Raw genomic sequence first — 15,761 nt, 5'->3', positions numbered from 1 at the left:
GAACACATTGACTCAAATAATTTTAGCTTCGGTGATTTTCTTGGTCACCCTCATATTAGTCATTTGGCAGCCAAAAGGTCTGTCCATCGGCTGGTCCGCATGCGGCGGAGCTATCCTCGCTTTAATAGCCGGTGTGGTGGATTTCAATGATGTTATAGATGTTACATCCATTGTCTGGAATGCCACATTAACCTTTATTGCCATCATCATTATATCGCTGATTTTAGATGAAATCGGGTTTTTCGAATGGGCCGCTTTACATATGGCAAGAGCGGCTAAGGGCAGCGGAGTGAAGATGTTCATTTATGTTTCCATTTTGGGAGCGGTTGTCGCAGCATTCTTTGCGAATGATGGAGCGGCACTCATTCTCACGCCAATTGTCCTTGCGATGGTGAGAAACCTTCAATTTGAAGAAAAATTGGTTTTTCCGTTTATTATCGCAAGTGGATTTATTGCAGATACAACGTCTTTGCCATTGGTTGTCAGCAACCTGGTCAACATCGTTTCCGCTGATTTTTTTGGCATCGGCTTTGTGGAATATGCGTCCCGCATGATTATTCCGAACTTCTTTTCACTGGGTGCCAGCATTTTGGTTTTATTCTTATACTTTAGAAAAAGCATACCAAAGAATTATGATTTATCTCATTTGAAAAAACCAGCAGAAGCAGTTAAAGACAGCAAAATGTTCCGATTGTCCTGGCTTGTTTTAGGAATCTTATTAATAGGCTATTTTGCCAGTGAGTGGATTGGTGTCCCAGTCTCATTCATCGCAGGCATTGTAACGTTGTTCTTTCTGATCATGGCGCGGAGAAGCCCAGCCGTGAATACGCGCACGGTCATCAAGGGTGCACCTTGGGCTATCGTATTCTTTTCGATTGGCATGTATGTAGTGGTTTACGGACTTAGAAACGCTGGTCTTACAAATGTTTTGGAAGATTTAATTCAAATGACAGCTGACCAGGGACTATTTGCAGCAACAATCGGAATGGGATTCATTGCAGCCATCCTTTCTTCTGTCATGAACAATATGCCAACCGTTATGATTGACGCTTTGGCCATTGCTGAAACCGATACAAGCGGAATCATCCGTGAAGCCCTTATCTATGCGAACGTGATTGGATCGGATTTAGGCCCGAAGATCACGCCGATTGGATCCCTCGCAACTTTGCTGTGGCTTCATGTATTGTCCCTGAAGGGAGTTAAAATCTCATGGGGAACGTACTTTAAAACAGGGATCATACTAACGGTCCCAACACTGTTTATCACATTAACCGGATTGTACATTTGGCTAATGATTATCTAAAAAGGAGAATCTCAATATGACTAAAAAAACGATCTACTTTCTATGCACAGGCAACTCATGCCGCAGCCAGATGGCAGAAGGATGGGCAAAACAGCATTTAGGTGAAGAATGGAATGTTTATAGTGCAGGGATTGAAGCACATGGCTTGAATCCGAACGCTGTAAAAGCAATGAAGGAAGCTGGGATTGACATCTCCAAACAGACTTCTGATATCATTGATCCTGAAATCCTCAATAATGCCGATTTGGTTGTCACACTTTGCGGCGATGCAGCTGATAAATGCCCGATGACACCTCCACATGTAAAACGCGAGCATTGGGGATTTGATGACCCTGCGAAAGCAGAAGGAACAGAAGAAGAAAAATGGGCTTTCTTTCAGCGTGTACGGGATGAAATCGGCGCTCGGATTAAAACATTTGCCGAAACAGGAAAGTAAATAATATACTTGAAAACATCTAAAAGGGGGAACAGGCATGAAAATCACAGACAATGCGCGTGATGAATTAAGAAAAATGCTGGAAGAACAAAATGCCGGCAGCGTCCGCATCTTTTTTGAAGGCTATGGCTGAGGACAGCCAAGAATAGGACTGGCTCTGGATGAGCCGGAAGCAGATGATATTATTGTCACAATCAATGAAATCAAAGTAGCAATCGACCCGATTATTGAACCAAACACCGAAGATCTTGTTTTAGAGCGGAGCGGTAACGGAAGCGGGATCTCGATGATCGGTAATACAGGAAGATGCTGTTAGGAAAGGGCCTTTTGGGCCCTTTTTAATTTTGTTCAAGTCCATGCTCCTAAAAAAATCATTCACATACATTATGGTATCTGGCAATGAGAGGTGAAAGTTGTTGTATTACTCTTATAATCCTTACGGGTATCACTTAGGCAGAGGACATGTGAATCATCAGTCTTTTCCAAATACCAGCAGACAAATGGAAGGATTTTCCAAAGAAGAGGCCGCAGCCATTGCACTGCTATTGGGAATCGATTTTACGAAAACACAGTTTGATTTGAATGAATTCTGGATGGGTGTCAATACAGAACTGGAACATGGAAAACGATCAAGGGAGACTAATGTTACTGGAGATGATCCGCTTCTTACAGGGAAAATTGCACTGGCACATCTTAACGAGTTTCCTGACTATTATAAGAGATTAAAAGTTTTGGAAGCGGAAGCTAAAGCCTATTGGAATTCATTGCAGCAAGGCTGACTAAAGAAAAGCGCAAGCGCCTTGGTCACCTCCGACACCTCGAGGGGGGGCAGGCTGCTTGCGCTAGACAGTTCTCAAAGTTAAAATTTCTCCTTTCTTATCATTTTAAAAAAGCAATGCAGCCTCCAAAAGAGGATTGCATTGCTTTTATAATTTACTGTTCCGATGTTTTTTCAGTTAAAAAGGTAATCGCCACAAAAAGTGCAAAGGCAAACAACAGCAGGGTTCCGCCGACAATAAAGAAGACCAGAACAAAGGTATCTCCTAAATTAAACGGATTTAAAGTATACATCCACATGCCGATAGTCAGACCAAGTGCTCCTGCCATTCCAAGGATGCTGTGAATGGATACGAGCTTTTTATATTTTACGCGGTAGACTTTATAAAAGATTCCCCAGGCAAAGACGGAAAGCCATCCTACCAGCAGGATGTGGGCATGAATGGGCCTTAACGAATAATCCATCTGCCCGGACATATGCGACCCAAGGTAGGTTCCGATAATGCCAAAGATAGCTGCAAATCTTATTAATCTAATACTCCATTTTTGTTCCATAATGTTTATTCCTCCCGTTGTTTCTCCCTGAAAAATGTAATGGTAAAGGTGGTGCCTTCGCCAGCCTTGCTGTCTGCCTTGATTTCCCCATTATGCAGCTCAATGATTTGTTTTACAATCGATAGCCCGAGTCCTGTGCCATCTTTTTTCCTGGCCGAGTCCACCCGGTAAAAGCGCTCAAAAATCTGGCTGATCGCATTCTCTGATATTCCAATCCCGGTATCTTTAAAAACAGCTTCAATTGCTGTTTGGGTTTGAGACAGGCTGATCAGAATGCTGCCACCATGCGAGTTATATTTTATCGCATTTGTCAGAAGGTTGTCCCAGATATTCACCAAAAGCTCCGGGTCCCCCTTCAAACTGACGGGCGCGAGCTTGTAGGAGATCTCGATTTCTTTTTCCTCCAGCCGCCATTGATGTCTTCGGATGGTTTCCTTGATCTGTTCGTCCAGTTTCACCTCCGAAAGCTTCATCGGATAAGATTTCTGGTCAAGTGAAGTCAAAAGCAGAAGCTGTTTGGTCAGATTGGAAAGCCGCTTTGACTCCTGATCGATAATCTGTACATATTCGAAATGTTCTTCATCTGACAGTTTCTGTGTCTGCAAAAGTTCCGCATACCCTTGAATATTCATAAGAGGCGATTGAAAGTCATGGGACACATTGTTGATGAATGACTTGCGGGCCTCATCATTGTGCTGCAGCTGATCCTGCATGCGGCTGAAGCTTTCCGCGAGCTGTCCAATTTCATCCCTTCGTTCAATATTCAACGGGAAGTTGAAATTCTCCCGGGTAATTTCCTTGGTCGCCTCCGTCAGCTTCGTAATCGGCTTGATCAGATGCTTGGCGAACCAGATCACCCCGGTAATGCTGACAACGGCAATAGCGACAAAGAACCACGCGAAGATCATGTGAATGTCCGAGAAAAGCAGCTTATTATCGGGACGGAGAAATAGCCCGTAATTCTGGTTGTCCATGGTAAAAGGGACGCCGACCGTATTTTCAAGGTCGTTTGAAAAATGGCCCATCATCAGAAATTGGCCGGCAAAGCTATCCATCCCATGATACACTTTCTGATCAGTGAGTACCTTTTCAGCTTCTTCAGGCAGATCTGTTTTATTGAAAGGCTGCCCGAAGAATTCTCCATCTCCGGACTCACTCACGATATAGAGCTGATAGCCGAGCTTGCTCATCGAATTTAAGTACGTTTCATACGTGGAACCGGAGGAATGCATTTGTTCGAGGCCATTCGCGATTTCCTCTGCAATCACGACATTGTGTCTGTCGATTTTTCCTTTTGTAGAAGCCATATAGACCCAGTTGGTTAAAAAGAAGGAAAGCAGGATACTAATGGCTAAAATCACAAGTGTAGCTGCAATAAATTTCCGGTAGAGCGTCTTCATTTCGTTTCCTCAAGCTTATACCCGATGCCGCGGATGGTCTGAATCTCAACGGTTGCCCCGTATTTTTTCAACCGGTCCCGAATTCGGTTGATGTGGGTATTTAATGTCTGTTCGCTGCCTTCATAATCCGCACCCCATGCCTGTTCGATCAATGCGGCCCTCTGTGTTATTTTATTTTTGCGGGCCGAAAGCAGGCTCAGGAGCTCAAATTCCTTTAATGGAAAAAGGATGGTCTCCTGATTGATTTCCACTTCAAAGCTTTTTCTGTCAATGGTTAGATTACCGGCTTTAACGACTGTTTCCATCGCCCGCTCGGCTCTTCTTAACACCACGGCTACCCGGAAAAGCAGTTCCTTCACTTCAAACGGCTTGACGATATAATCTTCAGATCCGGATAGGAAGCCCTGTTCTTTATCACTGAGCTGTCCCTTTGCCGTCAGGAGAATAACAGGGATTCCGAAGTCGTCAGTCAAAACTCTGGTGAGTTCGAATCCATTCATGCCAGGCATCATGACATCGACAACAGCTAAATCTGCCGTCTGCTCTTCCAGGAGCGCCAATGCTTCTTGAGCATTATTTGCACGCAGAACCTGATAGCCTTCATGATTCAGATGAATCGTAACAAGCTTCTGTATATGAACATCATCATCTACGACTAGTATTTTCATAGCAGGGCCTCCTTAAAGGGAATAGGGAGGGACCCTCACTCTATTCCGAAATTTTTTCCCGGGAAGTTTCCTTATCTTTTTCGAAAAATAAGATTAATGCCGGAAGCAGCATCCCCCTCACAAGGAAGGTATCAATCAATATTCCCATGGCAACGATGAAGCCAAAGACGAATAAGTCCGCGATTGGCATGGTCATAAGGGCAGCAAAGGTAGCAGCCAGAATGAGGCCTGCGGAAGAAATAACGCCGCCTGTATTGCGGATGGAAATTTCAAGAGCGTCCTTCACCCGGTGTTTCTTCCTTTCCTCCATAAAACGCGAAACCAGGATGATGTTGTAATCAATCCCCAATGCTACAAGGAAAATAAATGAATAGACAGGAACACGCGAACTGATGGCTTCAAAGCCGAATAATACATCAACCAGGAAAATCCCAAGCCCTAAAGCCGAGACAAATGAGAGCAAAATAGTTGCCATCATATAGATCGGCATCCTGATGGATTTCGTTAGCGCAAATAACAGAGCAAGTATCAGGACCGTTTCAAGCAGGACAATTTTCATTATATCATCGCTGTTGACATCCTGTTCGTCCACTATTTTCGGAGTGACCCCGCTATAGTAGGACTCAGCTTCCACACCAATTTCTTCTAATAGCTCAGGTGTGTCGTCACGCAAATCTTTCATAAAGGATATGGCTTCATTTGAATATGGATTGATGGATAGGGCGACACTCATTTTTGCCGCCTTGCCGTCTTCTGATAGGGCAGACAGGCGGACAGAGGCAACTTCATCAAATTCCTGCAGCTTTTCACTTATCGCTGCTGTATCATTTTCAGCCAATTGCTGATCACTGACAACCAGAAGTGTCGAAGGAGCCAGCTCGCCTTTGTCATATCTGGCTTCGACTATTTCATAGCCGACCCGTGATGGCAGGTCCTCCGGGAATTTCTTGACGGTGTCGAATTCATAAACAAGGTTAAAAATATTAAACGCTGTGATGAGCATGAAAATGCCGACAATTCCTCCTGAGAGGCCGGGCTTGTTCACAACGAATCTGGCAATGGGTCCCCAGACACTATGTTTAACTTCTGTTTCAGCACCGTATTTAGGAACCTTCGGCCAGAACGCCTTGCGTCCGAACAGGGTGAATAAAGCTGGAACCAGTGTAACGGAAGCCAGCATGATAAAAAACATCGCTGTTCCAAAAATCGGGGCAAAGTTCTGATAATCACGGAAATCCGCGAAGAACAGAACCAGCATGGCAGCAAGAACCGTTCCACCCGCAAAGAAAACAGGTTCGCCGGTTGCCCGCATGGCATGTTTCATGGCTTCATATTTGTTTTCGAAATGGTTAAGCTCCTCACGGTAACGGGAGAAAACAAATAATGAATAATCAATCACGGCAGCAAACAGCAAAATGCTCATGATGGAGGTCGTCTGGTTATTGATCTCAAGTCCGCCGGCACCCATTAATGCAACACTCTGGTTCACGACCTGGTAGACGATCACTGTTGCGAGAAGCGGAATGATGGCTAGCAATGGTGAACGGTAAATGGCTATAAGCAGGACAAGAATGATGACAACAGTGGCAATCAGGAGTACAAAGTCCGCCTGTTCGAACAGCTTGACCGTATCTCCGGCAATACCGGCTGGACCTGTGATATAAAAGGAAGTGCTTTCGAGATCCTCCGCAATTTTATTGCCTGCTTTTGAGGCATGATCATTGATCTCTGCATACTGGTCATTGCCAAGGCCCTGTTCAAGCTCCATCGGAACAATCAAGGTAGTCTTGTCCTCAGAAATGAAAGAACCGAGGGCTTGCGGCGGAAGCTTGCTGATATCGATAATCGTCTTGACTCCATCGATGTCTTCTTTCATGATTCCTTCCAGAATCTGTTTAGCTTCGTCGATTTCAACCTCGCCATTTTCATTATGGAAAACCAGGATGCCCGGAGTTCCTTGTTTGTTTGGAAAATATTCTTCTGTTTTATTCTGGGCAATTATGGATTTCGCGTCATCAGGAAGCGACTGGAAATTATTTGTTTTATAATCTCCAAGCATCGGACCTGCACTTAAGCCGATCATCAGCACAAGCCAGCCGATAATCGTAATCCACATTCCCCGTTTGGTGGAAACCCAATCTGTAACCCCATGCAGCAGTTTTTTCACATAAATGCCTCCTAAAACTAATTTCAAGGATTATCTTACAAAATGAAAATAAACTTTATATCAACTTTCGTTTACAGTTTCATCAAATACAATGCTAAATGACTCTGAAAGATGTATGAAAAGATCCTTCTTGATGGAAAATACCAATAATGGTTTTTTCAGATAAAGCTGGGGTGGATTTATGCCATATACATACAAGAATCAAAAAGCGGTTCCTAAGCTTGCGTATTTAAGTATTTTTGGAACCTCACAAATTCATTTGAGAAATCCCTATGTAGTTGCTATGTGGTCTGCAGTATTTCCGGGCTACGGTCATCTGCTGTTAAATAAATATCTTAGGGGCTTTTCCCTGGTTATTTGGGAATTATTTATAAACCAAATGATTCATTTGAATTCAGCCATGGTTTATAGCTTCATCGGAGATATTCAAAAAGCAAAAGATGTAATAGATATCAGATACATGCATTTGTATATTCCTGTATATATTTTCGCCATCTGGGATAGTTACCGGACAACTGTAGACATGAATAAAATTTTTCTTCTGAACGAAAAAGACGCAAGCACCATAGAGAGATTAGTGATAAAACCATTCGAGATCAATTACCTGGATAAGAGAGACCCCATAGCCGCTATTTTATGGTCGTTGACCATCCCAAGCCTTGGCCAATTATACATTCATAGAATCTTTGGCGCCTTTTTTACATTGGTTATGACGGTTGTACTTGTCCATTTTTCTCATTTTATCGAAGCATTCCATTACCTCCTAATAGGAGAACTTAAGAAATCATCTCAAGTTTTAAATGCACAGTGGCTGCTTTATTTGCCATCATTTTATTTTTTTACACTTTATGATACCTATATGAACGTTGTTGAAAACAATAAATTATATGATACCGAGCAGAAGAAGTTCTTAAGAAAGTATTATCAAACAAATTCATTTCATTTACAGAAAGGCATTAAGGTGAAGTAAATGCAGGTATTTGCAACATTTGACCATTCACCCTATCTTGAACTTGCAATCAGGAAGCTGGAACAGCAGGGGATAACTGACATATATTCGGTCCCACTGGATAACCGGACGGAGGATCCGGGGATGTTTGACACAATTCACAAGTCAGATGGAGTATCACTTATAAATAAAGGGATGGTACTGGCGGTAATGTTCTCAGTTGTTGGAGCCAGCAGAGGATTTATATTGGAATGGGGACCAATTTATTGGGGATTGATTGGGGCTGCGGTTGGATTTCTGCTTGGCTTTGCAATTGATTTCACACTTATTAAGCTAAGAACTAGAAATAAGCGGCTGTTAAAAGGAGTAAAGTCTGAGGTTATTTTGATTATTGGCTGCCATGAAGAAGAAGGAAAACAGGTTGAAGCAATCCTCTGGGAGCATTTTGCAAACGGAGTCGCCAGAGTAAATTAACGATCCTTTTAGGAGGGAAGTGAAATGAATAGATTTCCTACTGCACCAGCATTGTTGGTTTTGGACATGCAAAAGGGATTTGACGACCCATACTGGGGGAAGCGGAACAATCCCCAGGCTGAAAACAATGCGTTTCGCCTGCTGACAGAATGGAGGAAGCGGAAGTGGCCTATTTTCTTTTCAAAGCATTTGTCGCTTGACCCGCAATCGCCTCTTTATCACAAAAATGAAGCGGGAATCCAATTTAAGGACCTGCTGGCTCCAAAATCAGGGGAACAGGTTTTCACAAAGAATGTGAACAGTGCCTTCATCGGCACAGAACTTGAAATCCAATTGCGGCAGCAGCAGATCAAATCTGTTTTTATCACAGGCCTGTCCACACAGCATTGTGTATCAACTACAACGAGAATGAGCGGAAATCTAGGGTTTATAACTTATTTGGTGTCAGATGCGGTTGCCGCTTTTGACATCACTGATCATAAGGGAGTTGTCCATTCGGCGGAGACTGTGCAGGAATTGGAGCTCGCGGCATTGCATAAAGAGTTTGCAGTGATTGTGACGGCTGATGAAGTGATAAAAATGTTGACTTAATATTGTAGATTGGCTGTATTGCTCCAGGGAGGTTATAAGGCTCTTTTAAAAAAGGTATATCTTGAAAGGTGTGTGGCTTAAAATGTCAGTCAATGAGACGATACTCCGTGTAACCATCTCGTTTTTGGTGTTATTTATGCTGGCACGGCTGATGGGGCGGAAGGAAATTGGGCAAATGACCTTTTTCAATTGGGCTTCAGCCATCGGAATCGGGTCTATCGCCGGAAACCTTGTCGTGGATGACAGTACCCCCATCAAAGATGGAGTAATCGCACTAATTGTTTGGACGGCCTACACCGTAGCATTGGATATCATCGACCTCAAATCGAAACAGGGAAGGTCAGTTACAACAGGTGACCCATTGATTGTTATAAAAGAAGGCAATATTATGGAAGCCGCTCTTAAAACAGCAAGGGTGGACCTGGATGAGCTTCAGGCGTTATTAAGGCAGAAGGATATATTCTCCTTTAAGGATGTCGATTGTGCCATCCTGGAGTCAAACGGAGATCTGTCTGTTTTGAAAAAAGAGAGTCAGCAGCCAGTTACGAAAATGGATTTAAACATTCAGAGCATAAAAAATGTTCTCTTTCCATTACCCACAGATGTTATTTCAGATGGAAAGATCAATTCAGAAAATCTGTCTAAATTACATTTAGAGAAAAGCTGGCTTGAAATGGAACTGCAAAAAGCAAATATCCTTTCAGCAGAAGATGTTTTCTTTGCACAAGTACAACGCGACGGTACTCTATATATCGATAGAAGAAACAAATAGAGAACAGAAGTCGCTTCTGTTCTCCTATTTATGCTTGAACGTCCCCAGCAGGCGATGAAAAGGGCATTTGGAAATGGTTGAATCATCATCGCGAAGAAAATATTGTTTCCATTCAAAATTATCTTCGGCGCCATAACTGTTCAGATCAGGATGGATGCTGATAGTGTCATATTTTTGGAGCCGTTTGCGAACCTGATTTCTAATGCGGGATGCAAATGTTTCCTTTTTCATGAACTCCTCCAAAACCCATCTTGGCGTAATGGCAAGCATCATTGTATCAAAATGGCGGCTCTGCCTATTTTTATGCGCAGGAGTGGCACAATACATAAAGTATTTTTCCCCATGAAAGCAGAACTCCCAAAGCGGATCGTGCGGGTCTATAGGGATTCCGTTTGGCCACTCCACTTCATCTATTTCAGACAGCCCAGTCAGCTGATCCCAAAAAAGCTGCTCATATTCCTCCACACTCAAATTATCCTTATGTTTATAAAAAATGATCAGTGAAGTGTAGCTTCCGTAATCTCTTGAGTGTTTTGTGAATTCTTTCAGGATGGATGCTGTCAGCTGGATGGTGGCCGAATCTCCTGGATCGTCCGCAAATCCATAACGAAGCTGATTTTTGGCAAACCCGATGGTTGCAGGGATGCAGGGGAAGGGTTTTTCTTTGTCGGTCATCTTGGTTTGAAATTTATCTAAGGCATTCAGCTGCCAATCTTCTAGACTCTTCAGGCTGGAGGAGCTGGCAGTATATAAATGGCTGATCTTAGTCACCCCCTCTAACTCCTACACTATATTCAGAGTGGGATAAGGCGGGTGAGTGTCCATGGTGAAAATGGGCGGACAGAGGTGGGGGGCAGGGATTTGCTTGAGATGGGGATGAGGGGGGAAGGAAGGATTTTGATAGTCATGGCGGTTTATGTTGACCAAAAAGCAGGTACGTGCAGGAAAATGGTAGTTAATCAAAAGGCAGGCGAAAAAGCAGGAGGGGATTACAAAATGGTAGTTAATCAGGAGGAATAACTTCAAGTACTCTTCCTATAGAAAAAGGAGCAGGTAATCATAAATAGTCCTAAAAAATTTATTCAAAGGTTTATTCTATAAAACAACCGGGTAAAGTGATGTGTTTAGGACGAAGCGGACTCAGTATTAAAGGATTAAATCCAGGTGCTATAGGGGGAGAACATGAACAATCAGATGCTTCTTTTAGGGGAAAAGCTTTTAAAAGAGAAGGACACAATAGCGAAAAAACTGCATAAGGATCGAATGAGCGACGTCGAAATGACAGAAACAGAGAGAGTACAGGCTGAGAATATGGAAACGCTCATTGTTCAGATTCGTGCTGAGTTTATTGAATTGTTCGGTGTAGCTTTGCTGAATCATGAGAACAAAGACGAAGCTATGGACAAGATTGAAAAATGGTGCAAGGAGACAGGCAAGTATTTCTTTAAGCTCGGAATCCCTTTGGATGAAGCTCTAAAGGATGCGGGATATTATCGGAAATATATCTGGAAAGAACTAGAGGAAACGATGATGGAGCATAAAATGACAGCATCAGAGGTTATAAAGGTTGTCTATTTGATAGACCCCCTTCTGGATCATTCCATTCATTGTTTCAGCATGGCTTATGTCCAATACCATCAGTTAACCCTCGAGAATGCAAAGCAGGCTTTCCTTGAGTTATCTGTCCCGGTTGTACCCCTATCTAAAGGGGTGGGCATCCTGCCGCTAATTGGCAATATTGATACAGAGAGAGCACGGCTTCTGATGGAAGAAACATTAAAACAATCTGCACACCTAAAGCTGACTCATTTAATTTTAGACCTTTCCGGTGTCATGATTGTCGATACCATGGTTGCAGATCAGCTGTTTAAAGTAATTGAAGCCTTATCGCTTGTCGGCGTTAGGACCATCATTACAGGAATCCGCCCGGAAGTAGCACAGACGATTGTTACGCTAGGCATTAATCTGAATGGCGTTCAGGTAAGGGCCAATGTGTATCAGGCATTTGAAGAATTGCATGGGTAAAATTGAACAAAGCAGAGGAATTCGGATTTGAATTTCCTTTGCTGTTTTTTTGTTGTAAACCTTTCTGCAGTGGTCATCAATTCAATTTTTCCGCATATGAACCGTGTTAATTTTCCCAGCCGTGAATACAATGAATCAAACAGCACTTCAATGAATATTGAGGGGTGATGACATCATGTTTTCGGTAACGGGAATGCAGGGTTTTGAAATATTTTCGCTTATGCATCTGGTTACGTTGTTTCTTTTCTTTTTTACGGCCTGGTGGCTGGTGTATTACAGGCAGGCGCTCAGGGCTTATCGGAAAATCATGAAATGGACGCTGTTTTTTACGCTGCTTGCCTGTGAAGTGACGTATCATGTATGGCTGGTCCTGACAAATCAGTGGGATGTGTCAAATCTGCCTCTCCAGTTATGTTCCCTGAGCACTTTTATTGCACTTTTCCTATTTTTAAAGCCTAATCAAAAGGCTTTTTGGCTGCTTTATTTTATTGGTACAATTCCTCCCATTTTAAGCATGGTGACACCTGATATGGTTTACCAATTTCCTCATTACCGCTACATCAAATACTTTCTTCATCATTCAGCTATTCCTTTGGCCGTACTATATTTTATTTTGTTTGAAGGATACAGGGTGCCGAAAAAAGCGGTGCTGACCGGCTTTTTAACACTCAATGTGATTGCGGTGCCAGTCTTCTTTTTAAATCTGCTGCTGGGGACCAATTTCTTCTATTTGGCGAGCCCGACAGAAACCAAAACCCTTCTGTCATTTTTTGGTAATGGTGTCTGGTATTATATAACGCTAGAAGCAGCTGCGCTATTTGTCTTTTTTATCACTTTTTTACCGATGCATTATTTGCAGAGAGCAGAACAAAAAAGAGTTCGGGACAATTAAAAGCTGTATCCTGCTGGCGGGCAGGATTACGGCTTTTTTTATCGCAGTCTAACGGGCAGTATGACCCCCACTTCAAGACTCAGAGGACTCAAAGGAGGATAAGCGGGGGTCAAACTGCCCAATCTAGCTGCAGCTCCTAGGGGCTCGAGGTCATAAGCCAATCAGCTGGTGGGAAGAAAGGCACTTCCCTCCAGCTGCTCGTCTTATGCTTGTCACCCCTGGGCAAGTCGCCTCGCTTTATAATGTAAAGGCCCGATTGGTGAGATACAGTGAAACTTGCCGACGCGCAGGCAGAGGCTTAGTTGAACCAATCGGGTTCGTAGTGTCGATTGATCGAAGCGCTAGCGGAGATCTTAGCGACACTAGAACGCGACTAACAATCATTGGGAGATAAGGAAAACCCCCACTGTTTGAAGTTTCACTTTATCGCTTATTCTGTTCCTTTTCTTTTTCATACTGCCGCTGCGGAGTCATTTTGGAAATGGCATCATCCACGACTTCCTGTGCTTTCTTCGCTTCCCGATCCTGTTTTTGTGCTTCCTCCTGAATGCGGTTTACATCCTGCGTGGTATTTTCGCTCATATTATATGCCTCCCTTTTTCCTATATGTTTTTAATGTTTCCTTTTTAAAAGGAAATAAACAATCCGGATAGAGATGAAAACGAAAACAAAGGTGCTCTGACAGTTACCCACATGGTTTTTGCAACGGATTATGGGATTGAAGCTGCAGCAAACGATGAAGCATTGACACTTTATCCGCAGGAGAGAAATAAATAGAACAAAGCTGCTTCATTAACTCTTAATAAATAGGAACAAAAGGCGATTCCATATTAGCGGCCTATTGTGTTGGTTTAGTTCGAAACAGAAGAAAAAGGCAGACTGAGATGGAAACAAATATTTTTATACTTTTCAGAATTTTATATTGTAATTATCGCATCTTGGTTTTATAATAAATTTAATTATTTTCATCAATGGAGAAAATAATTAATAAATACTTAAAAAATTTTATTTTTTACTTAATTTTCTCTGTATTTATTAACATGATGAAAATAATATAAAGAGATTTAATAATTCTTTATTTAAATCTCTTTTTTCATCCAGAGATAACTAGATAAAAAACTGGTTAAGAGGGGGAAAGGAATTGAGAAGATTACTAGGTTGGAAAATCTTTGTGTTCTTTTGATTTCATTAATGCTGATGGCTGGCTGTTCCAGCGAAGAAAGCGGCGGAACTTCGGAAAAGGAGAATTCGGGTAAATCAGCAAGCGGCAAGGATCAGGAGTTAGTCATTGCTGTTAATGAAAACTTCATTTCAATGGACCCGCATAATACGGGCGATACGAATTCAAATTCCGTCCAGACTGCCATGCTGGAGGGATTGCTGGGATCGGATGAAGAGGGACAAATCATTCCGCAGCTGGCTGAGGAATACAGTGTCAGTGATGATGCACTGGAATATACGTTCAAGCTTCGTCAGGGTGTTACCTTCCACGATGGAGAGCCGTTTAATGCAGAGGCGGTTAAAACCAGCTTTGAAAGGATTATGAAGGATGAAAGCCTTCGTTTAAACAGCCGCGGATTTAATCTTATTACCAGCATTGATGTAATGGATGAGTTTCAAATTAAAGTCACTTTAAAAGAACCCTATGCTGGTATGCTGACAAGATTTGTTTCCGCTAAAATCCTAAGCCCGAAGCTGATTAATGACTCTTCCAGCGATATCGGCAAAACACCAGTTGGCACCGGTCCATTCAAGTTTGTGGAATGGGTTCAGGGGGACCATTTAACAGTTGAAAGATTCGATGATTATTGGAATAAGGCCGATCGTGTGAAAAAGATTACGTACAAGCCTGTTCCGGAAAATGGCTCTCGTGTAGCTATGCTGAAAACAGGCGAAGCACATGTAATCTATCCGGCGCCAGTACAAAACTTAAAGGAATTGGAGAGCAATTCAGATGTTGAAATTCATAAAATTCCTTCGACGATTGCCCGATATGTATCCATTAATACGATGAAAGAACCGTATGATGACGTACGAATTCGCCAGGCCATTAACTATGCTGTGAATAAAGAGGCATTTATAAGTGTTGTCAATTCCGGCTACGGCTTGCCGCTGGACTCGATTATTCCAAACAAAACCCAGTTTTACGCCAAACAGGAAACCTATGATCACAACATTGAGAAAGCAAAAGAATTAATGAAAGAAGCTGGGTTTGAAGATGGCTTCAATGCTGAAATTTGGGGGAACACCAATTCAGACACATTGAAGGGAATGCAGTTTATCCAGCAGCAGTTAAAAGAAATTGGCATTACGGTAGAGATTAAATCAATGGAAGAAGGCACATTATCAGATGAGATTTATGGAGCTCAGACACCGGAAGAAGCAAAGGTGCAAATGTGGTATGTCAGCTGGTCTGCGTATCCATCCGACACCACTAATGCAACGAAGCCATTGTTCAGCAGCAGCTCATTCCCGCCGGATGGAGCAAATACGGCATACTACAAAAATGATGATGTAGATAAGTGGATTACAGAGGTAAATCAAACAGCAGATCCTGACAAGCAGGCAGAAATCTACAACAATATTCAATCAACCATCTACAAAGATGCACCTTGGATTTTCTTAGGTGTAGATGAGATCCTTGCAGGTTCAAGATCTAATGTAGAGGGTGTCTTCATTTCTCCAACAGGCGGAATCAATGTCACAGACGCGAATCTTAAGTAAAAGCAAGGCAAGCAGAAGAGGCAAAGGC

The 15,761-nt window shown here is 42.6% G+C and carries 17 protein-coding genes; 11 read left to right on the top strand and 6 right to left on the bottom strand.

Annotated elements, in window-relative coordinates; genetic code table 11:
• Positions 1 to 7: 7 nt before the first annotated feature.
• From NAF01_RS14985 to NAF01_RS14975, 3 genes are all read left to right on the top strand, one after another.
• Complete coding sequence (locus NAF01_RS14985) at positions 8 to 1,303, top strand: arsenic transporter (protein WP_284709485.1); 1,296 nt, start codon at positions 8 to 10, stop codon at positions 1,301 to 1,303.
• Positions 1,304 to 1,319: 16 nt separating this feature from the next.
• Positions 1,320 to 1,739 (top strand): arsenate reductase (thioredoxin), encoded by a 420-nt coding sequence (arsC, locus tag NAF01_RS14980; RefSeq protein WP_250800709.1) that lies wholly within the window; start codon positions 1,320 to 1,322, stop codon positions 1,737 to 1,739.
• 416 nt (positions 1,740 to 2,155) lie between these two features.
• Positions 2,156 to 2,518 carry a DUF5661 family protein gene (locus NAF01_RS14975; protein WP_250800708.1) on the top strand — a complete coding sequence of 121 codons (363 nt, stop codon included), beginning with the start codon at positions 2,156 to 2,158 and terminating at the stop codon, positions 2,516 to 2,518.
• Positions 2,519 to 2,672: 154 nt separating this feature from the next.
• On the opposite strand, the gene NAF01_RS14970 is transcribed toward NAF01_RS14975, so the two are convergent.
• The 4 genes from NAF01_RS14970 to NAF01_RS14955 are packed head-to-tail and all read right to left on the bottom strand — an operon-like array spanning position 2,673 to position 7,306.
• Entirely contained in the window at positions 2,673 to 3,071 is a 399-nt protein-coding gene (locus NAF01_RS14970; RefSeq protein WP_197249497.1) for a hypothetical protein, read from the bottom strand.
• Between the two features lie 5 nt (positions 3,072 to 3,076).
• On the bottom strand, positions 3,077 to 4,471 hold the full coding sequence (locus NAF01_RS14965; RefSeq protein ID WP_250800707.1) for a sensor histidine kinase: 1,395 nt from the start codon (positions 4,469 to 4,471) through the stop codon (positions 3,077 to 3,079).
• On the bottom strand, positions 4,468 to 5,139 hold the full coding sequence (locus NAF01_RS14960; RefSeq protein WP_250800706.1) for a response regulator transcription factor: 672 nt from the start codon (positions 5,137 to 5,139) through the stop codon (positions 4,468 to 4,470). The genes NAF01_RS14965 and NAF01_RS14960 overlap by 4 nt, the downstream gene beginning before the upstream one ends.
• Before the next feature lie 40 nt (positions 5,140 to 5,179).
• A complete protein-coding gene (locus NAF01_RS14955) occupies positions 5,180 to 7,306 on the bottom strand; it encodes an MMPL family transporter (protein WP_250800705.1) in 2,127 nt (708 codons plus the stop codon).
• A 181-nt stretch (positions 7,307 to 7,487) separates the two neighbouring features.
• Between NAF01_RS14955 and NAF01_RS14950 the strand changes: the two genes are divergently transcribed.
• The 4 genes from NAF01_RS14950 to NAF01_RS14935 all read left to right on the top strand — a co-directional run bounded on the left by NAF01_RS14950 (position 7,488) and on the right by NAF01_RS14935 (position 10,092).
• Positions 7,488 to 8,276, top strand: coding sequence for a hypothetical protein (locus NAF01_RS14950; protein WP_163140767.1), 789 nt, complete (start codon positions 7,488 to 7,490; stop codon positions 8,274 to 8,276).
• Positions 8,277 to 8,729, top strand: a complete 453-nt coding sequence (locus NAF01_RS14945; RefSeq protein ID WP_163140764.1) for a hypothetical protein — start codon at positions 8,277 to 8,279, stop codon at positions 8,727 to 8,729.
• A 24-nt stretch (positions 8,730 to 8,753) separates the two neighbouring features.
• Positions 8,754 to 9,320, top strand: a complete 567-nt coding sequence (locus NAF01_RS14940; protein ID WP_250800704.1) for a cysteine hydrolase family protein — start codon at positions 8,754 to 8,756, stop codon at positions 9,318 to 9,320.
• A gap of 82 nt (positions 9,321 to 9,402) precedes the next feature.
• Positions 9,403 to 10,092, top strand: a complete 690-nt coding sequence (locus NAF01_RS14935; RefSeq protein WP_250800703.1) for a YetF domain-containing protein — start codon at positions 9,403 to 9,405, stop codon at positions 10,090 to 10,092.
• A 24-nt stretch (positions 10,093 to 10,116) separates the two neighbouring features.
• On the opposite strand, the gene NAF01_RS14930 is transcribed toward NAF01_RS14935, so the two are convergent.
• Positions 10,117 to 10,854, bottom strand: a complete 738-nt coding sequence (locus tag NAF01_RS14930; protein ID WP_434964687.1) for a YqcI/YcgG family protein — start codon at positions 10,852 to 10,854, stop codon at positions 10,117 to 10,119.
• Between the two features lie 99 nt (positions 10,855 to 10,953).
• Here NAF01_RS14930 and NAF01_RS14925 point away from each other — a divergent pair, with 99 nt between their 5' ends.
• The 3 genes from NAF01_RS14925 (at position 10,954) to NAF01_RS14915 (ending at position 13,009) form a co-directional block, all read left to right on the top strand.
• On the top strand, positions 10,954 to 11,112 hold the full coding sequence (locus tag NAF01_RS14925) for a hypothetical protein (protein WP_250800701.1): 159 nt from the start codon (positions 10,954 to 10,956) through the stop codon (positions 11,110 to 11,112).
• A 162-nt stretch (positions 11,113 to 11,274) separates the two neighbouring features.
• Entirely contained in the window at positions 11,275 to 12,117 is an 843-nt protein-coding gene (locus NAF01_RS14920; RefSeq protein ID WP_250800700.1) for an STAS domain-containing protein, read from the top strand.
• Between the two features lie 175 nt (positions 12,118 to 12,292).
• Positions 12,293 to 13,009, top strand: coding sequence for a YwaF family protein (locus NAF01_RS14915; RefSeq protein ID WP_250800699.1), 717 nt, complete (start codon positions 12,293 to 12,295; stop codon positions 13,007 to 13,009).
• Positions 13,010 to 13,432: 423 nt separating this feature from the next.
• Here the strand turns inward: NAF01_RS14915 and NAF01_RS14910 are convergent, their stop codons facing one another.
• Positions 13,433 to 13,591, bottom strand: coding sequence for a hypothetical protein (locus NAF01_RS14910; protein WP_250800698.1), 159 nt, complete (start codon positions 13,589 to 13,591; stop codon positions 13,433 to 13,435).
• Positions 13,592 to 14,200: 609 nt separating this feature from the next.
• Between NAF01_RS14910 and NAF01_RS14905 the strand changes: the two genes are divergently transcribed.
• Complete coding sequence (locus tag NAF01_RS14905; RefSeq protein ID WP_250802484.1) at positions 14,201 to 15,733, top strand: glutathione ABC transporter substrate-binding protein; 1,533 nt, start codon at positions 14,201 to 14,203, stop codon at positions 15,731 to 15,733.
• Positions 15,734 to 15,761 lie beyond the last annotated feature (28 nt).

The sequence above is a fragment of the Cytobacillus firmus genome, from assembly GCF_023657595.1.
Classification (GTDB): domain Bacteria; phylum Bacillota; class Bacilli; order Bacillales; family Cytobacillaceae; genus Cytobacillus; species Cytobacillus firmus_B.
This window is presented reverse-complemented; position numbering and strand designations above follow the sequence as displayed.